This is a genomic window from Gelidibacter algens (assembly GCF_001678675.1).
Taxonomy (GTDB): domain Bacteria; phylum Bacteroidota; class Bacteroidia; order Flavobacteriales; family Flavobacteriaceae; genus Gelidibacter; species Gelidibacter algens.
In genome coordinates this window covers 1-18,032 of the sequence record NZ_LZRN01000044.1, presented here as the reverse complement: position 1 = coordinate 18,032, position 18,032 = coordinate 1, and the positions used below count along the sequence as shown (strand labels likewise).

General features: G+C 37.3%; 17 protein-coding genes. 7 read left to right on the top strand and 10 right to left on the bottom strand.

What is annotated here, in order from left to right:
* Window positions 1-37: 37 nt before the first annotated feature.
* A complete protein-coding gene (locus A9996_RS16110) occupies window positions 38-697 on the bottom strand; it encodes an ATP-binding cassette domain-containing protein (protein ID WP_066437455.1) in 660 nt (219 codons plus the stop codon).
* Window positions 698-1,128: 431 nt separating this feature from the next.
* Here A9996_RS16110 and prfA point away from each other — a divergent pair, with 431 nt between their 5' ends.
* The 3 genes from prfA to A9996_RS16090 all read left to right on the top strand — a co-directional run bounded on the left by prfA (window position 1,129) and on the right by A9996_RS16090 (window position 4,076).
* Window positions 1,129-2,205 carry a peptide chain release factor 1 gene (gene prfA, locus A9996_RS16100; protein ID WP_066437452.1) on the top strand — a complete coding sequence of 359 codons (1,077 nt, stop codon included), beginning with the start codon at window positions 1,129-1,131 and terminating at the stop codon, window positions 2,203-2,205.
* Between the two features lie 236 nt (window positions 2,206-2,441).
* Window positions 2,442-3,257 (top strand): orotidine-5'-phosphate decarboxylase, encoded by an 816-nt coding sequence (gene pyrF / locus A9996_RS16095; RefSeq protein WP_066437449.1) that lies wholly within the window; start codon window positions 2,442-2,444, stop codon window positions 3,255-3,257.
* Window positions 3,258-3,293: 36 nt separating this feature from the next.
* A complete protein-coding gene (locus A9996_RS16090) occupies window positions 3,294-4,076 on the top strand; it encodes an ABC transporter substrate-binding protein (protein WP_066437447.1) in 783 nt (260 codons plus the stop codon).
* Here A9996_RS16090 and A9996_RS16085 read toward each other — a convergent pair.
* The 3 genes from A9996_RS16085 to A9996_RS16075 all read right to left on the bottom strand — a co-directional run bounded on the left by A9996_RS16085 (window position 4,057) and on the right by A9996_RS16075 (window position 5,500).
* Window positions 4,057-4,284 (bottom strand): hypothetical protein, encoded by a 228-nt coding sequence (locus A9996_RS16085; protein ID WP_066437445.1) that lies wholly within the window; start codon window positions 4,282-4,284, stop codon window positions 4,057-4,059. The two genes, A9996_RS16090 and A9996_RS16085, sit on opposite strands and share 20 nt — an antisense overlap.
* Window positions 4,285-4,362: 78 nt before the next feature.
* A complete protein-coding gene (locus A9996_RS16080; protein ID WP_245905357.1) occupies window positions 4,363-4,551 on the bottom strand; it encodes a Lacal_2735 family protein in 189 nt (62 codons plus the stop codon).
* Between the two features lie 241 nt (window positions 4,552-4,792).
* Window positions 4,793-5,500, bottom strand: a complete 708-nt coding sequence (locus A9996_RS16075) for a DUF4197 domain-containing protein (RefSeq protein ID WP_066437442.1) — start codon at window positions 5,498-5,500, stop codon at window positions 4,793-4,795.
* 260 nt (window positions 5,501-5,760) lie between these two features.
* Here A9996_RS16075 and A9996_RS16070 point away from each other — a divergent pair, with 260 nt between their 5' ends.
* The 3 genes from A9996_RS16070 to A9996_RS16060 all read left to right on the top strand — a co-directional run bounded on the left by A9996_RS16070 (window position 5,761) and on the right by A9996_RS16060 (window position 10,530).
* Window positions 5,761-9,195: a methylmalonyl-CoA mutase family protein gene (locus tag A9996_RS16070; RefSeq protein ID WP_066437439.1), complete on the top strand. Its 3,435-nt coding sequence runs from the start codon at window positions 5,761-5,763 to the stop codon at window positions 9,193-9,195.
* A gap of 366 nt (window positions 9,196-9,561) precedes the next feature.
* Window positions 9,562-10,062, top strand: a complete 501-nt coding sequence (gene parS / locus A9996_RS16065; RefSeq protein WP_066437485.1) for a type II RES/Xre toxin-antitoxin system antitoxin — start codon at window positions 9,562-9,564, stop codon at window positions 10,060-10,062.
* A 6-nt stretch (window positions 10,063-10,068) separates the two neighbouring features.
* On the top strand, window positions 10,069-10,530 hold the full coding sequence (locus tag A9996_RS16060) for an RES family NAD+ phosphorylase (RefSeq protein ID WP_066437435.1): 462 nt from the start codon (window positions 10,069-10,071) through the stop codon (window positions 10,528-10,530).
* 207 nt (window positions 10,531-10,737) lie between these two features.
* Here the strand turns inward: A9996_RS16060 and A9996_RS16055 are convergent, their stop codons facing one another.
* The 6 genes from A9996_RS16055 to A9996_RS16030 form a co-directional block, all read right to left on the bottom strand.
* On the bottom strand, window positions 10,738-12,504 hold the full coding sequence (locus tag A9996_RS16055) for an aromatic amino acid hydroxylase (RefSeq protein WP_066437434.1): 1,767 nt from the start codon (window positions 12,502-12,504) through the stop codon (window positions 10,738-10,740).
* A gap of 388 nt (window positions 12,505-12,892) precedes the next feature.
* Window positions 12,893-13,105 (bottom strand): hypothetical protein, encoded by a 213-nt coding sequence (locus A9996_RS16050; protein ID WP_066437431.1) that lies wholly within the window; start codon window positions 13,103-13,105, stop codon window positions 12,893-12,895.
* 469 nt (window positions 13,106-13,574) lie between these two features.
* Window positions 13,575-13,952 (bottom strand): hypothetical protein, encoded by a 378-nt coding sequence (locus A9996_RS16045; protein ID WP_066437428.1) that lies wholly within the window; start codon window positions 13,950-13,952, stop codon window positions 13,575-13,577.
* Entirely contained in the window at window positions 13,949-14,179 is a 231-nt protein-coding gene (locus A9996_RS16040) for a hypothetical protein (RefSeq protein ID WP_066437426.1), read from the bottom strand. The genes A9996_RS16045 and A9996_RS16040 overlap by 4 nt, the downstream gene beginning before the upstream one ends.
* Before the next feature lie 337 nt (window positions 14,180-14,516).
* The gene (locus A9996_RS16035; protein WP_066437425.1) at window positions 14,517-14,864 is read right to left on the bottom strand and encodes a hypothetical protein; all 348 of its coding nucleotides are present in this window, start codon (window positions 14,862-14,864) and stop codon (window positions 14,517-14,519) included.
* A gap of 161 nt (window positions 14,865-15,025) precedes the next feature.
* On the bottom strand, window positions 15,026-15,892 hold the full coding sequence (locus A9996_RS16030) for a retropepsin-like aspartic protease (protein WP_066437419.1): 867 nt from the start codon (window positions 15,890-15,892) through the stop codon (window positions 15,026-15,028).
* An 833-nt stretch (window positions 15,893-16,725) separates the two neighbouring features.
* On the opposite strand from A9996_RS16030, the gene A9996_RS16020 reads away from it, so the two are divergent.
* Entirely contained in the window at window positions 16,726-17,928 is a 1,203-nt protein-coding gene (locus tag A9996_RS16020; RefSeq protein ID WP_066429769.1) for an IS4 family transposase, read from the top strand.
* The last annotated feature ends 104 nt before the right edge of the window (window positions 17,929-18,032 follow it).

The following is an 18,032-nucleotide window of genomic DNA, read 5'->3' as shown; positions in this document are numbered from 1 at the left end:
TATATAGAAAGGAGGCTTTTAGCCTCCTTTTTTGCGTTTATAAACTACCAAGATTGAGATAATTGTAATCTTCAAGTTCTTCCAAATTTTCAATTTTTTTAGTACATCCATTACTTAAGAGATAGAGTTCATCGCAAATGTCAATGACATCCCTATAATAATGATCGGTGATAATGATGGCTTTCTGTGCTTTTTCAGCGCTTATGAGTTGTTTTATTGTTTCCACATACAACGGCGCAATATTGGAGAAGGGTTCGTCCAGCAAAATGATATCACCCGCTTGTTTTAACACCGCATAGGTTTCAATAACGCGGCGTTCGCCACCGGAAATCTGATTCAATTTAGAATTGTAGTACGGTGAAAAACTCTCAAAATGGCTTATAAATGCTTTCCAATCCAGCAGTAAAAGTTGAAAAAGGGTTTTGATTTTTAAATGGTCTGGTGCTAGATGATGTTGTGGTAAGTACGCTGAATTCTGTTGAGAATAGAGTGGCTTTAGCATTGGTTTGCCATCAATCTTAATAAACTTATATTTTGGGTGTAACGACCCGAAAAGTATTTGAAGCAAACAACTCTTCCCGCAGCCGTTGCGTCCTAAAAGCCCTGTAATTTTTCCAGTTTCAGCTTTTAGATAGATGCCATTTAAAATCCGACGTTTGTCGAAATACAACTCAACACTGTCCAATTCAATAATCATACAAAGGCTTTCATTAGGAGCAGAAAGGTAATGGTTATTGCGATATCAATTAAAAAAAGTGTTGAAAATAGGCGCCATGTAGAAATTTCTAAATTCTTATAGAAAATCAATTTACGGTTGGCGCTGGTTTCATGTACTAAATACCAAACGAAAAAAGTGAGGAGAAGTTTGGTGATAATAGTTGGTAAAATATAGGGATTGGCAAAGAGGATTAGAATATTGATAGCCATAGACCATAAAAAAAATGGTTTGTAGAATAAAAATATGGCTCCTAAGCGCTGCATCATAATATCGAAACGAAGTATTTAAAATTTTTATTTTTTTAACGACAATAATTCTGTATTCTACGCCAAATTTCTTTAAGCTGTAGTAAAAATACCCTATTCACAATTAAGAAATTATCGTACTTTTGCATCACAATTAAACCATACATGTTAGACAAGTTACAAATAGTAAAGCAGCGTTTTGATGAGGTCAGCGATTTGATTATCCAGCCAGATATCATGAAAGATCAAACGCGTTATGTAGAACTGAATAAAGAATATAAAGATTTGCGCAAGTTGATGGACAAGCGTGAGGAATATTTAGAATTGACTAACAATTTGGCTGAAGCCGAAGAAATTTTAGCGGGTGGTAGCGATCCAGAAATGGTAGAAATGGCCAAGTTACAATATGAAGACGCTAAAGTAGGTATTCCAAAGCTTGAAGATGATATCCGCTTTTTATTGATTCCTAGAGATCCTGAGGATACTAAAAATGCAGTGATGGAACTTCGTGCAGGTACAGGGGGTGATGAGGCCAGTATTTTTGCTGGAGATTTATTCAGAATGTATAGCAAATATTGCGAAAGCAAAGGATGGAAGGTTGATGTTGTAGACTATAGTGAAGGTACCAATGGCGGCTATAAGGAAATCCAGTTTGAGGTTTTGGGAGATGATGTTTATGGCACCATGAAGTTTGAAGCAGGCGTTCACCGCGTGCAACGTGTGCCACAAACGGAAACTCAAGGGCGCGTGCACACCAGTGCGGCCACAGTGATGGTTTTTCCTGAAGCTGAAGAGTTTGATGTGGAAATAAATCCAAAGGAGGTACGGATTGATTTTTTCTGTTCTTCGGGTCCAGGTGGGCAATCGGTAAATACGACCTATTCTGCAGTGCGTTTGACTCACCTTCCTACAGGATTGGTGGCACAATGTCAGGATCAAAAATCACAGCACAAGAATAAAGAGAAAGCATTTAAAGTATTGCGTTCGCGCTTATATGATATGGAGCTTGCCAAGAAAAATGCTGAAGATGCTGAAAAACGTGGCTCTATGGTGTCTTCCGGAGATAGAAGTGCTAAGATCAGAACCTATAATTATTCACAAGGTCGTGTTACAGACCATAGAGTGGGTCTAACGCTTTATGATTTGGGTAATATTGTCAATGGCGATATACAGCGTATTATTGATGAACTTCAATTGGCTGAAAACACTCAAAAGTTAAAGGCTAATACGGATGTGATTTGATCCTATCCTGACTCCTTTCCGAAGGAAAGGACACTCAAATGGGGGCTTATTAATATTTTACTATGAGTAATCACATAAGAGTAATCACACAACAGTTTCCTCCTTCGGAGGATTAAGGAGGAATAAAGTAATCACATAACAGTTTCCTCCTTCGGAGGATTAAGGAGGAATAAGAGTAATCACACAACAGTTTCCTCCTTCGGAGGATTAAGGAGGAAGGATTAAGGAGGAAATTCATGACAACACAACAACTCACTGCACAAATAAAAAAGAAGAACTCCTTTCTTTGTATTGGATTGGATGTTGACTTAACAAAGATTCCGCCGCATTTACTGACTCAAGAGGATCCGATTTTTGCTTTTAATAAGGCAATCATTGATGCTACCCACCACTTATGTGTGGCTTACAAGCCCAATACAGCGTTTTACGAAGCCTACGGACTAAAGGGATGGAAATCTCTCGAAAAAACCATTCAATATCTCAATACCAACCATCCTGAAATTTTTACGATAGCAGATGCCAAACGTGGCGATATTGGCAATACAAGCCGCATGTACGCCAAAGCATTTCTTGAAGATTTAGGTTTTGACAGTGTTACTGTGGCGCCCTATATGGGCAAGGATTCTGTAGAACCGTTTTTAGAATTTAAGGATAAACACACCATTCTTTTGGCGTTGACGTCCAATGAAGGCGCTTTCGATTTTCAAACAAAAGCTGTAGACGGTAGAGAACTCTATAAACAGGTGTTGGAAACCTCAAAATCATGGAAAAATTCTGAGAACCTCATGTATGTTGTGGGAGCTACGAAGGCAGCGTATTTTGCAGACATCAGAAAAATTATCCCAAACAGTTTCTTGTTGGTGCCGGGCGTAGGAGCGCAGGGAGGTGACTTAAAAGAAGTATGTAAATACGGAATGAATGCTGCTGTTGGTTTGTTGGTCAATTCTTCAAGAGGTATTATTTACGCTTCAAATGATGAGAATTTTGCTGAAGCTGCTGCTGAAAAAGCAAAGGAATTACAACAGGAAATGGCCGTAATATTGAATAATTAATGTCTTTGCGAAGAGGACCGACTTGACAATCTCATAATGGAATTTAAAGATCAACTCAACAGACCTATCACCATAGATAAAACTCCAGCGCGGATTGTCTCCTTAGTGCCTTCACAAACCGAACTTTTAGTCGATTTGGATCTTGAAGATGCGCTTGTGGGCATCACTAAATTCTGCGTCCATCCCCGTCATCTCAAGGATAAAAAAGTTGTCGTTGGTGGTACAAAGCAAGTCCATTTTGATAAGATAAAAGCGCTGCAACCTGACATTATTTTGTGCAACAAAGAAGAGAATACAGAAGAAATGATTCAGGAGCTCGAAAAAATAGCCACTGTCCATATTAGTGATGTCAATACCCTGGATGATGCTTTAGAACTCATAAAGCGCTACGGAGAGTTGTTTTCGAAACAACAGAACGCCGATAGCATCGTTAAAGGTATCTCTGAGAAAAGACTGGAATTTGCGGAGTTTATAAGAAGTAAGCCTAAAAAAAGTACAGCATACTTTATCTGGAAAAAACCCTGGATGGTAGTGGGTAAGGAGACTTTTATAGACGAGATGCTGCGCGTAAGTGGTTTTGAGAATTATTATGGAAACTTGGAACGTTATCCGGAAGTCAAACTCACAAAAGTACAGCCAGAAAGAGCAGAATTAGTACTACTATCAAGTGAGCCATTTCCATTCACGGAAAAACACAGACCAACACTTCAGTCCTATTTCCCCAAGGCTACCATACTCATAGTTGATGGCGAAATGTTCTCTTGGTATGGTTCTCGATTATTGAAAGCGTTTGATTATTTTAAAACGCTGCATCAATAGCATCGTTTTTGGAATTTTTTAAATTCAGTATAATTTTTCTTAATTTGGAAGCTTCATGGTATAAAAAGTCGCTTAGGCTGGCATCTGTCTGTAGAGAATTATAAGCTTCTTCAGTAAACTTCAAATAATTATTTTCAACTTCTTTCAAGTTCAAAACTTCATCGAGGCTAAACTTGATTTTTCCGACTTTGCAAAATTGTCTATTCATAGGTTCATGATTTGAACTATATATACGGTCAATAACTGCCTAAGGATGGGTTGGTAACGTTAATTATTTGGTAATTTTTCAAGTTAACCTTTGACGTGTTGAATCGCGGCTTAAATATTTCAAACGGTTCAATTTGTTTAAAAGCTTTATAGCTTTATACTCTGAGATGTCACTTAGAGCGTGATCTGTTTGACGAAGGTTGTAGGCTTGTTCAATAAGTTGCTTATACCGCAATTGTAGTTTGAGTTGGTGCGTTTTAATCTGCATTAAAGTTTTCATGACTACAACAATTAGAAAGGTCAATATATCTAAAATATTGGAAGGCAACAAGTTAAAATTGTAATGGGGTAAAAAAAAAGTCGATTGGATTAATCAACCGACTTACTAACTAACTCTCTCAATTGCCAAAATAAAGTTAACAGCGCACTCTTTAATTTGGTTACACAAATCTAAACCTAATTTTAAACACGTATGTTATGTAAGTATTAGCAATGGATTAACTTATAAATTAATCTTGTAGCGCAAACACTTTTCGCAACAACTCTGTTGTTCTTGAGCCTACTTTATTTCTGATTTCTTTTTCTTCCACAGCAATCATCGTATACACACCTTTTAGGGCTTCTTCGGTTACGTAATCCGTCAAATCTGGATTGACATTGCTTGTAAATGGAATTGCATTATATCTATTGATCAAATTTTGCCAAATTTGGTCCGCGCCAACCTTCGCAAAGGACGTGTTGATTACAGGATGAAATTTATCATATAAAGACGTTTTCGTTTTAGAGGTCAGATATTGTGTTGCGGCATCGTCTGTTCCTAAAAGAATGTTTTTAGCATCAGCAAAAGTGATCTCCTTAACGGCATTCACAAATATTGGAGTTGCTTCTTTAACCGCATCCTCAGCAGCTCTATTGAGTACTTTCAGACCTTCATCTGCCAAATTGCCCAACCCGATATCGCGCAAGCCTTTATCTACTTTCTGCAACTCGGCAGGCAAAAGGATTTTAACGAGCTCATTTTTATAAAAACCGTCCGTTTGGGTCAGTTTGGTAACTTGTTTCTCAATTCCTAAATCAAGCGCCTGTCTTAAACCAGAGGCAATATCAGCATTACTTAAAACGCCGCCTTGTTGGGGTAGAGAATTAACCACCTCCTGCAATTCTGCACAAGAATGTAAGGTAAATATAGCAAACAACACAAATAGCGACTTTTTCATAGAATTTTTTTTAGTGAGCCCAAAAATAAATCAAATAGTTCTAATAATGAGTTTTCGGTCAAGGTTTTGAAGTGCAATCTGAGTTTTGTGATTTATCTGTTTCCCGATTGGGAAGAACTAAGTATGTTTATAAATGTGCATAATTGCATAGCATCTGATGTTGCTGCAACCCGCTCGCTCATTTAAACTAATCATAATATTGGCGAACTTCTTTTATAAAATCTGTAAATTTGCAAGAGGTATAACTACAATTTTTATAAATGATACAAGTAACACCATACAAACCAAAACATAAAGTTAGAATAGTCACTGCGGCGTCTCTTTTTGACGGCCATGACGCTGCTATCAATATCATGCGTCGCATCATTCAATCCACGGGCGTTGAAGTGATCCATTTGGGTCATGACAGGAGCGTGGAAGAAGTGGTCAACACGGCCATTCAAGAAGACGCAAATGCTATTGCTTTGACATCCTACCAAGGTGGGCATAACGAGTATTTTAAATATATGTATGATTTGTTGAAGGAGAAAGGTGCCGGCCACATCAAGATTTTTGGTGGTGGTGGTGGTGTCATTCTTCCAGAAGAAATCAAGGAGTTGATGGATTATGGAATTACTAGAATTTATGCACCAGATGATGGTAGGGAACTTGGTTTGCAAGGCATGATCAATGATTTGGTAAAAACCTCTGATTATGAAAGCCCATCCCTAATCCTTCCCAAAGGGAAGGGAATTGAGGAGTCGTTAAAAGATAAAGACGTCACTACAATTGCAAGATTGATTTCCTTTGCAGAAAACGCACATGATACCTTTGAGAATCTTTTTTCTTCTGTGGAGAAAAGCCCAAAGGGCAAGGAGGCTCCAGTTCTCGGAATAACGGGTACTGGAGGTTCTGGAAAATCATCTCTAGTAGATGAGTTGGTACGCCGATTCTTAATTGACTTTCCTGAAAAAACCGTGGGCTTGATTTCGGTAGATCCTTCAAAACGTAAAACAGGTGGTGCTCTTTTGGGTGATCGGATCCGGATGAATGCCATCAATAGTCCGCGGGTGTATATGCGAAGTTTGGCCACGCGCCAATCTAATCTGGCACTTTCCAAATATGTCAATGAAGCCATTCAGGTGTTGAAAGCTGCCGAATACGATTTAATCATTTTGGAAACCTCCGGAATTGGTCAATCGGATACTGAAATTGTTGAACATTCTGATGTGGCTCTGTATGTGATGACGCCGGAGTTTGGTGCCGCCACCCAGTTGGAAAAAATCGATATGCTCGATTTTGCGGATTTGGTATCCATCAACAAATTTGACAAACGCGGTGCTTTGGATGCCTTGCGCGATGTCAAAAAACAATACATGCGCAACCACCAATTGTGGGACGTTGATCAGAGTGATCTGCCAGTTTTTGGAACCATTGCCTCACAATTTAATGATCCAGGAATGAACACGCTTTACAAGGCGATCATGGACGAAGTTGTTAAAAAAACGGATGCCGATTTAAAATCCACCTTTACCATTTCAGAAGAAATGAGTGAAAAGATTTTTGTCATTCCGCCCTCAAGAACACGTTACCTTTCTGAAATTGCAGAAAGCAACCGTGCCTACGATAAAACCGCTGATGACCAAGTGGAGGTGGCACAAAAGCTCTACGGTATTTACAAAACTATCGAATCGGTTATCGGGCACACGCCAGAATTAGACAAAGCAGGGATAGAAAGCAAATCTGTCAGTTCAGAGAACGACGAAAATAAAGATTTTATAAAATTATTGGTGGGCGAATTCGACCGTGTCAAGTTAAACCTCGACCCTTATAATTGGGAAGTGATCACCGGCTGGGACGTAAAAGTCAACACCTATAAAGATCCGATCTATTCCTTTAAAGTTAGAGATAAGGAAATTAAGATAGAAACCCATACCGAGTCGCTTTCCCATACCCAAATCCCAAAAATAGCGCTGCCAAAGTACCAAGCTTGGGGTGATATTTTAAGATGGGTGCTTCAAGAAAATGTACCTGGCGAATTCCCGTTTACTGCCGGATTATATCCTTTTAAAAGAACTGGTGAAGATCCTGCACGTATGTTTGCTGGTGAAGGTGGGCCGGAAAGAACCAACCGACGTTTTCATTATGTGAGTGCCGGTTTGCCTGCCAAACGTTTGTCGACCGCTTTTGATAGCGTCACACTTTACGGAAACGATCCTCATCTCCGACCTGATATTTATGGGAAAATCGGAAATGCAGGGGTAAGCATCTGCTGTTTGGATGATGCCAAAAAGCTGTATTCCGGCTTTAACTTGTCGCACGCCATGACCTCGGTCAGTATGACCATCAATGGTCCTGCGCCAATGTTGCTGGGCTTCTTTATGAATGCCGCCATTGATCAGCAGTGTGAATTGTACATCAAGGAAAACGGATTGGAAAAAGAGGTGGAGGACAAGATTGCCAAAATTTATAAAGATAAGGCTGTTGAGCGACCAAGCTATAAAGGCGAGTTGCCAGAGAGTAATGATGGCCTTGGTCTAATGCTTTTAGGCGTTACTGGCGATCTAGTATTGCCAGACGCCGTTTACCAAGACATCAAAACCAAAACGATTGCCCAAGTGCGTGGTACCGTGCAAGCGGATATTTTAAAAGAAGATCAAGCCCAAAACACCTGTATTTTTTCTACGGAATTTGCCTTGCGATTGATGGGCGATGTACAGGAATATTTCATTGAAAATAATGTCCGTAATTTCTACTCAGTGTCTATTTCTGGCTATCATATTGCGGAGGCTGGAGCCAATCCAATTACCCAATTGGCCTTGACTTTGTCTAACGGCTTTACCTATGTGGAGTATTATTTAAGTAGAGGGATGGACATCAACAAATTCGGTCCCAACCTGTCGTTCTTTTTCTCCAACGGGATTGATCCAGAATATGCGGTTATCGGTCGGGTGGCTCGTAAAATATGGGCCAAAGCGATGAAAAATAAATATGGTGCTGATCCGAGAGCGCAAATGTTGAAGTACCATATCCAAACCTCTGGGCGTAGTTTGCATGCCCAAGAGATTGATTTTAATGATATCCGTACCACGCTGCAAGCGCTGTATGCTATTTATGACAATTGTAACTCCTTGCATACAAACGCATATGATGAAGCCATCACAACGCCTACGGAAGAATCTGTGCGTCGTGCCATGGCCATTCAGTTGATCATCAATAAAGAATTAGGCTTGGCCAAGAATGAAAACCCAATCCAAGGCTCCTTCATCATTGAAGAACTGACCGATTTGGTGGAAGAAGCCGTGTTGTTGGAGTTTGACCGCATTACCGAAAGAGGTGGCGTGCTTGGCGCGATGGAAACCATGTACCAACGTAGTAAAATCCAGGAAGAAAGCTTGTATTATGAGACGTTAAAGCACAACGGCGAATTTCCAATCATTGGGGTAAACACCTTTTTAAGTAGTACAGGATCGCCGACGATACAACCAAAAGAAGTCATTCGTGCCACTGAGGAAGAGAAAAAATTTCAAATTAAAACCTTGGAGAATCTTCATAAAGCAAATGACACTACTGCCTTGTTAAAAGATTTGCAGCAAAGAGCCATTCATAACGAGAATATTTTTGAGGCCTTGATGGAGGTTTGTAAGGTGTGCTCTTTAGGTGAAATTACGGAGGCGTTATTTGAGGTTGGTGGGCAGTATAGGAGAAATATGTAAGCAGCGAACCAAGTTTCGCTTTTCGCGAAACTTGTGTGAGTCGCTTATCCCGAGCATGTCGAGGGATCTTTTTAAGTTTATCTCAATGTCATTAAACTAATGATTGCATTTCTCAAAACTTGTGTGATTAGCCTGTCCTGGGCGTAGTCGAAGGGCTTATCCCGCTTTTTAGCGGGATCTTATGAAGTTTATCTCATGTCATTAAACTAACGATTCCATTTCTCACTTGTGTGATTAGCTTGTCCTATAGGACGTCAAATGCTTATCACGCTTTTTAGCTGATATGTTCAAAATTTTGAGTTAAATAAATAAATTTACTTTTATGATATGACAAAAATACCTATATTTATGTCAAATGTCGTGAATATGAAATCAACATCCGAAGTTATCATTCAAAATTTGGCTCAAGAGCCCGAAGCTTTTTGTGGTCTTCAAAATAAATACCAACGCATGGTCAGTGTTTTGGGAGGCAGTGTTGCTGTTGGTTATACAATTAATAATGATATCGATCTCATTGAGATATCACGTAAAGGTTTGCCAAAATCGATCATTCAAACTTTGAGTACCATTTTGTCCATTTCTATGGAAAAAATGAGTCAGTTATTACACATCTCACATCGTACTATTCAGCGAAAAAACGATTCCGATTTGCTAAACATCAATTCCACAGAGCAGGTTTTGGAAATTGCCGAAGTCATTTCACGAGGTATTGATGTGTTGGGTTCGCTCGATGCATTTACATCTTGGCTACATTCAGAAGTGAGACATCTCGATTATCAAAAACCGATCGATTATCTCGATACGAGTTTTGGCACTACGCTAATCAAAGATGCTTTGGGGCGTATTGAGCAAGGGGTTTATTCATAAGGGGTTATGAGGATTTTTCGCATTGCCAAAAACGATTACTTATCCGATTTGAGTGGAGAAGGAGCACGACTTTATGGTGGTCGCTGGAATAAAAAAGGTTACAATATGCTGTATTGCTCGCAGTTTTTGTCTTTGTGTGTTCTGGAACTTTTAGTGCATATGGATTTCAAATTTATCAATCAGGATTTTGGCTTCATCGAATTGGAAGTACCTGACGAATTGATTGCTACAAAGTCTTCAAATACCATTTTAAGACAGGATTGGCGTCACAACCCACCTTTGGTCGCCACGCAGGATTTTGGTTCGAGTTGGTTGCTATCCAGAAGTGATTTGGCCATAAGGATGCCTTCCGCAGTCTTGCCTCATGAGAATAATATCCTTATCAATCCAAACCACGAACGGTTTGCAGATATCAAGGTTATTCGGAAAGGATTGTTGGATTTGGACGCTAGGGTGCTTGGCACTTAACATTTGCAAAATAGGGCTAGCGCTCGTTTGCAACGAGTGCCGATCTTTCGAAACATTATCCTAGTTCAATTAAACCAAGTTTCGCTTTTTGAGTTTTTATACAATAGATCTGAGATGCGCTGTTTCTTCTTTTTTGAAATGCTTATTTTCTTTAGCAGATGTACCTGTTTTATATAATGGTTTTGCTAAACTGCGCTTTAGTTCAGTTTAAGTTTTGTTGGTGATTGTTTTTTTGATAATTTGTATCCCATCAGTAATCAATAGGTTTAGATTGGGGAATTTCTCTATTGTTTTTGCTAAATGTGAGTGAATTGAAAGTGCTAAATTCTCATCGTTCGTAATTTCCAAAATTTCAAGGTGTAGCAACCATTCTTTTGGATAGTTATCTTTTAGTAGGTTAAACAATTCTGCTAAAACCGTGTCATCTTCTAATCCATTCGTTCTCATTTCTGCTACTATAGCATACTGTTCCTCTAAATGTCGCTGAGATTCAGTTTCTATTTGTTTTATGGTTTTAATAGGAGATACTTCATACAAATTAGGGAACGAGTTACTATCAGCAGTACCTGAAAATGCAGCTATAATTTCTTTTCCGATAACCATATCAAACAAACCATATTCAGGTAAGAATAATACCTCCTCTTTATAGGTTACTGTACAGTCATTTAATTGGATAAGCATCAATTTTCCATATACATTTCTAATGCCGGTCACATTGAGTCCTTCGACTTTTATGCCACTTTCAAACTCAAATGATAGCCATTTCCCATCATAAAAGTTGTAGGCTTTCAAATCTACAGGTCCCATATCTTCAATTGCCAGATTGATGTTTTTCAATTTCCCAAGCGGTGAACTAAATCCATGACTATGAGAGTCAATGCCATGACCTATCAATTCTTTTTCCCGAAATGCCAAAGCAGTAGGTCCTTCTGTTTTAAAGAAGATGACTTCATTATCGTCATTAAATAAGGCTTTTGAAAATTTACCAGACACTTGCAAACCTGTACTTAACTCTATAGTTCCTATCAATTGGGAATCAATGAGTTTTTGTAAGCCTTTACGTCCTCCTTTTCGGATACTTAAGGTATTAGAAAACTGTTCTAATACAAGCATTAAATAAGAGAAGTCAGGAGTAACATATAATTGTGGTTGCGATTTGGTGATATCAAATTCTTGATAAGCTGCTGCAATAGAATACGGAATTTTCTTCACACTATTACTAAGACATGATTTGCTTTCTCCAATAGACGATAATAATCCAGCGCCATAAATTTTAGGATCGTCAATATCTCCAATTAAACCATACTCAACCGTCCACCATTGTAAATTTCTTATCTGACCCATTTCAGAAAGCTCCACTTTCATATTTTGGAGTTCATTGACCTTGGCTTCTGCAATAGCAATTTTTTCTTGGCTAATTCCTACGGCTTCTTTTAGAATTGATAATTCTCTTACCGCTTCATATATGTCCATATCGTGCTTGGAAAGAATGGCTTTAGCTCCAATAGCTCCTAAACGTCTCAAGTATTCGGCATAATCTGGGTTGGCAATAATTGGTGCATGACCCGCAGATTCGTGAATAATATCAGGTGCGGGCGTATATTCAATATGTTCCAATTGCCTTATATCAGAAGCTATAACCAGTATTTTGTTCGCCTGAAATTCCATGAACGCATTTGGAGGGATAAACCCATCTACCGCTACGGTTGCCCACCCGATTTCTTTAAGGATACGATTCATTCCGTACATACTTGGAATTCGTTCAACACTAACTCCGGTCTGTTCCAGTCCATGCAAATAAGATTCATGTGCCACATCAGCCAGATAATCCACACACTTTTTCATCACATAACGCCATACCGCTTGATTGATAGGCGTGTAATGGTCATAGTTTTGAGGCTTAATAAATTGTTTTAAATGTTTTGGTAACCTGTCAATTAATTCGTTACTCTCGTAATGATTGTTTTTACTCATGATTTTTTACAATTATCAGTACCGTTTTTGTGTGTGGCGCAGTGCGTACTAAAGCCCTAACCCTTCCAAGTGCAAATTTACGTGAAACTTTGCAGTATATGAGCAACTGCGAAGCACATCATGAGCTCTTAAAACAATTAAGTGGGCGAATAAAACGATCTGGTGACATCATTTTAAAGATGAGCACAAACCTCTCTTATTAATATTTCTATCCAATATACGGTGGCGAATGAAACAATATAAAGACCTACTTCATTTTGGAATTCATATTTGCTACTCATAGCACTAAAATGCAAATTGTCTATGTTGGTCGTAATTATTTTAGCGGGGTAGATTGTTTGGTTTTATATGGTTGACAATCTTTGTGGTCACACGTTGTAAACGAGCGCTAGCGGGTGAAAGTCAAATTGTAATTTGTCAAAATATTTGAATTTAATTTCTGAACTTCAAATTTCCAAAAGCAGCTAAAAAAAAATCCTGCTGCAGTAAGAGCTCCAATCAAGGCATTAATAAGGAAACCAGATTCTGAGTTATGACTTTTATACATTAAATAAAATCCTAAAATAAATAATAGTATTCCTAAAACTCTTGCTTTATTCATAGTTCTATTTTTTGTCTTGTCCTGAAATAGGTTGACCTTTCTGGGTTAAAGGTTTCATTTATAAATATCGTTTTTCTTTACGGAACATTGAGAACTTTTTTAAAAAAAAGTTCCTCTGCTAGCGCTCGTTTGTAACGAGTGCCCAATACATGTGTCATTAATTAAAGGCCATCCCATAAACCCAGGATCGTCAATTTTAGAGCAGACTGGTTGTCCTGATACTTTTTGGTACTTGAATAGTGGTAATGGATCGGGTTGGTCACCAAACCACTTATGCCTGGATTATTATGAAATTTAGATTTTCTGCTCATAGCACTAAAATACAACTTGTTGGTCTTGTTTGTAATGCTCTAAATGTTAGGGATTTTAGATGTGTTTGCTAATTTTTGTGGGCACTGGTTGCAAACTAGTGCTAGCGGGGGATTTTAGTATTATCTCGCGTTGATGTTCGGTTTACTAAAGAATTTGTTCAGAGCATTCTGCTTTGCGAATTGGAAATTCGTTGTGCAATAGCATAAGCATAGCTTCCCAAAGCATAGGAAAGAATGTCCCAATAATCCGCTATAAACTTGTCGCTTAAATAGGGGAACACCAATTCCCCGAAAATCACGGCCAACAAAAAGTAACCGAAAATATAACTTTCCGGCAAACGACTGGATGTATCGCGAAAGATCAGCCTGCGTTCCCAAACAAGTAAGTGCAACAATATTGGCATCATCAACGCTGGGTCCAAATACTTGTCAAAGAAAGGCATACTAATTTGCGCTATGAATTGAAGATATTGATGCAAAACAAATAACAAACTCGAAATGAGCCCTAAACCGAAAGTCGCTTCCTGCCATTTCATAACGCTACAATCAAAGTAATAAACATGAACAACAGCAGGATAGGGGAAACCGCCAAAAGAACAACTAATGCAGGCAGTTTAATTATGAAAAGAATCACTTGTAAAAATTTTGGGCGTTTAGGAGAAGGACGCATCCAGTCTTCAACCATATAATACATATCGGCTATGAGAGTGCCTTTAGTTTCTTTAATTGCCTTTGGTTTTTCGCTTTCGATATCTTTTTCCATTCAACGTCATTTTGATCCTACCCATTGTGCGCACGGATGTACAAAACTTAAAAATAAGTAAAACAGAATTAATAGTTGTTAAAGGGAGATTAAATGATGTGGAGGTGGTGGAATTGTGGTTTTGCCATGGAAATTTTTTATGGATGAGCGTTGTGGATTAAGCTGAAAAGTCTTGCTTTACTATGCAATTTATAGTTTCGGCTCATAGCACTAAAACACAAATTGTTGGTCTTGTTTGGAACGCTCTAAATGTTAGGGGTTTCAAATGTGTTTGCTAATTTTTGTGGGCACACGTTGCAAACTAGCGCTAGCGGGGGAGCTTCTAAATTCATTTTTATCAACCGATATTTTCTAGCAGAAGTTTTCCTAATTCAAACCCAAGCAAACCAACACATATTCCAAAAGCCATCCAATAGATGTGTTGCTTTTTATTTATTTCGATAGCTTTCGTATCGATTAGCTTTCCATTTTCAGAGAGTTGAATATTAATCACTCTGGTCCCAAATAATGTATACTTAGATTTTAGAATGTAATCTTTTGAGTTCAGTTTGAATTTGTGCGCAATTCCAGTTATTGAAAACTTACTTGATATTTTCTTTCCGTTTATTAACACACGTTCTAATCCGAATTTAGAATTTAAGAATTCTATTTTATTTGCGTCAATATTAAATTCAGTGTATTTCATTTTAACTTTAATTTTGGCATTATTTACACGATTAATAGGTTAGATTGTGGCAATAAAGTATAGCGTGTTGTGCGTAGGCTTTATATTTCAAATTTGCGTTTTCATTATTTGCTATCAGCTTGATCTTTTTACTTTTCCAATTTAGGATGACCCGATAATTTCTAAAAAAAATCTAAGCCAAACAATTGATTAAAATATTGCTCTGAATATACCTTTTCCTTTTTTAGAGTAGAATTCCCGAATGCTATGTCATTAATTATTCCTTTATATGATTCCCTTGTGATATCTTGTTTTCCATAAATTCCGATAACACCGTGCGTTTCAGATTTTGTGAAATCTGAAATTTTCCCATCTTCTTTTTGCTTTTCAAATTCAGAAAATGGTATGACGATTCCTCCATTATAACCAAAATCCACAGTAAAATTCCAAACTTTTTTTCCATTTATTTTACAGGCGATAGCAGGTATTCCTGCATAACCAATAAACAACTTATTCTCAATTATGTCTTCAGGTAAGCTTAATTTTGATTCATTGTCAGTTATAGTAATTTGTTTTTTATTGAAATCAAAGTCCCAAATAGCGTGTTGCATTAAATTTGATCCAATAAATCCGTCAACATTAAGAGAAGACCACACTGGTATGGAGTTAAAATCGGTGATTAAAGCTACTGTTCCAATAAAATTTAGTGTTCCAATTTCAATTGTTTCTAGTCTTGTATATTTAGTATTTTTTGATTGATCAAAGACATCAGAGACATTTACAGAATCAATAACTTTTAAATTTAAACGTTCAGCAAGTTCTTTTGATACCACATTTGGTGCTCCTGTGTCTAGAATAAAATTATAATTCTTGTTTTTTATTTTTACTTCTACGATGATGTATCCATTTTTTATCTCGAAGGGTAAAGTAACTTTAAAGTTTTCTTCAGCTGTTTTTCCTTCTTTAAGATATTTTACGGCTTTACCAGTGGCACAGCTAGTTGTTAAAATACATATGATAAAATAAATAAATACTTTAACTATTTTCATGTTTTTCAAATTGGTAAATATATTTTCTCACAGCTTACGCACACTATTGATGTGTCACAAAATAGAGACCTGCTTCATTATTAAATTTTTACGTTCTGCTCATAGCACTAAAATACAAATTGTTGGTTTTGATTGGAACTTTATAAATGTTTTGGTTTTGATGTTTGATTTTTATTATGGACACTTTGCGGGCACTCGTTGCAAACGAGCGCTAGCGGGGCGGTGAGCGAGGTCGAACTGTGGCACAAATCGAACCGATATAGACTTTTACCACACAGGCAAAAGTGGCACAGTTTGAACCGAAATGCCTGGCACTATGAAACCGAAATCACTGGCACAAATCGAACCGAAGTATCCAATGGAAATTTTTTATGGATGAGCGTTGTGGATTAAGCTGAAAAAGTTTTGCTTTACTATGCAATTTATAGTTTCGGCTCATAGCACTAAAATACAACTTGTTGGTATTGATTGGAACTGTATAAATGTTTTGGTTTTGATGTTTGATTTTTATTATGGACACTTTGCGGGCACTCGTTACAAACGAGCGCTAGCGGGGGGAGACGCGAGATCTAACGGGTAATTAATGTTCAATTTGTGCAAATAATAATTCGAAATAATTTTGTCTCATTTCACTAGATGTTTGAATTACAGAGAATTTTGCAATGCTTGATTTTATTTTCTGAATATTTTCTTCAATTAACTTGTTAGAATTATTATTTGAAAATGCCATAACATATTTTATATTTTTATTCATTGTTGTCCGATAAAAAAAGAAGCCAAATGAATGGCTTCTTAAAAAATCGTAATTTGGAGTTGCAAAAAACTAAAATACGATGAGTAAAAGTAATTATTTTTCCAGTAAATCTGTTTTCGGACAGCTGATTTCTTTAATAGATGATTCTTTGATAAGAAGAGAGGTCAAGAAATGTGATTCAGACCGTTACACCAAGCGATTTACCACAAAGGACCATTTGATAAGTATGCTTTTCTGTTCGTTCTCAAAGTGCACGTCATTGCGTGAAATATCTGGAGCAATGCTGGGTCTATCGGGAAAAACGAGTAGTTTTCAGCTAAACCATATTCCCAAAAGGAGTACTTTATCTGATGCAAACAAGAAAAGGGATGTTTTGGTCTTTGAAAATATCTATCATCAATTGCTCAAACAGTATGGTGGTTTCTTATCGGACAGCCGCATTAAAGATGTCATAATAAAGCAGGTCAAAATTTTCGACAGTTCAACAATTAGCCTTTTTAGGGACATTATGGGTTGCGTTGGCAGAAATCCAAAAAGCGGAAAAAGAAAAGGGGGAATAAAAGTACATTCTGTTATCAACGCAGATGAAATCGTACCGAGCTTGGTCTGGTTCAGTGAAGCCAAAACACACGATCATAAATTTTTAGAAAAGCTAAAATGCGATGAGAACACCATTTATGTTTTTGATAAGGCATATAATGATTACAAGGCTTTTGAGCATTTTACAGCCCATAAAACAGGATTTGTAACTCGCATAAAAGACAACGCATCGTATCTAAGTATCGAAAAATTAGATATTGGGGAACGGATCCATAACGGAGTTTTAGAAGATGAAATTATTGAAGTTGATGTAAAAAAAGGCAAGGAAATATCGAAATTAAGATTGAGGAAAGTGACGTTTTATGACCGCGTAAACAAACGAGAATTTGAATTTTTAACTAATTTGTTTGACTTGCGCGCCGATTTAATTGCTGCCCTGTACAAAATAAGATGGCAAATAGAAATACTGTTTAAACAGCTGAAACAGAATTTTCCATTGAAATATTTCTTGGGAGATAATGAAAATGCAATTAAAATACAAATTTATTGTGTTCTGATAGTCAATCTGCTATTGGCAGTGGTTAAAAAGAGATTGAAGCGCAGTTGGGCATTTTCAAATTTGGTCAGCTTCTGCAAAATCCACCTTTTCAATTACATCAATTTGATGAGATTTCTGGAAAACCCCGAAAAGGATTGGATAATTGACAAAGCTGAATCAGAACAACTAGTATTTAATCTGTGACCTGTTTTTCAAAAAAAACGAAAGATATAAATCAAAGCACTGAAAATCATATAGATAAAAAATAAAATCAAGCCGGTTTAATTTTTATCGGACATTAATGATTT

Coding starts and splice junctions, on each gene's coding strand:
- A9996_RS16110 (WP_066437455.1), bottom strand. CDS start 697: ATGATTATTGAATTGGACAGTGTTGAGTTGTATTTCGACAAACGTCGG.
- prfA (WP_066437452.1), top strand. CDS start 1,129: ATGTTAGACAAGTTACAAATAGTAAAGCAGCGTTTTGATGAGGTCAGC.
- pyrF (WP_066437449.1), top strand. CDS start 2,442: ATGACAACACAACAACTCACTGCACAAATAAAAAAGAAGAACTCCTTT.
- A9996_RS16090 (WP_066437447.1), top strand. CDS start 3,294: ATGGAATTTAAAGATCAACTCAACAGACCTATCACCATAGATAAAACT.
- A9996_RS16085 (WP_066437445.1), bottom strand. CDS start 4,284: ATGAATAGACAATTTTGCAAAGTCGGAAAAATCAAGTTTAGCCTCGAT.
- A9996_RS16080 (WP_245905357.1), bottom strand. CDS start 4,551: ATGCAGATTAAAACGCACCAACTCAAACTACAATTGCGGTATAAGCAA.
- A9996_RS16075 (WP_066437442.1), bottom strand. CDS start 5,500: ATGAAAAAGTCGCTATTTGTGTTGTTTGCTATATTTACCTTACATTCT.
- A9996_RS16070 (WP_066437439.1), top strand. CDS start 5,761: ATGATACAAGTAACACCATACAAACCAAAACATAAAGTTAGAATAGTC.
- parS (WP_066437485.1), top strand. CDS start 9,562: ATGAAATCAACATCCGAAGTTATCATTCAAAATTTGGCTCAAGAGCCC.
- A9996_RS16060 (WP_066437435.1), top strand. CDS start 10,069: ATGAGGATTTTTCGCATTGCCAAAAACGATTACTTATCCGATTTGAGT.
- A9996_RS16055 (WP_066437434.1), bottom strand. CDS start 12,504: ATGAGTAAAAACAATCATTACGAGAGTAACGAATTAATTGACAGGTTA.
- A9996_RS16050 (WP_066437431.1), bottom strand. CDS start 13,105: ATGAATAAAGCAAGAGTTTTAGGAATACTATTATTTATTTTAGGATTT.
- A9996_RS16045 (WP_066437428.1), bottom strand. CDS start 13,952: ATGAAATGGCAGGAAGCGACTTTCGGTTTAGGGCTCATTTCGAGTTTG.
- A9996_RS16040 (WP_066437426.1), bottom strand. CDS start 14,179: ATGGAAAAAGATATCGAAAGCGAAAAACCAAAGGCAATTAAAGAAACT.
- A9996_RS16035 (WP_066437425.1), bottom strand. CDS start 14,864: ATGAAATACACTGAATTTAATATTGACGCAAATAAAATAGAATTCTTA.
- A9996_RS16030 (WP_066437419.1), bottom strand. CDS start 15,892: ATGAAAATAGTTAAAGTATTTATTTATTTTATCATATGTATTTTAACA.
- A9996_RS16020 (WP_066429769.1), top strand. CDS start 16,726: ATGAGTAAAAGTAATTATTTTTCCAGTAAATCTGTTTTCGGACAGCTG.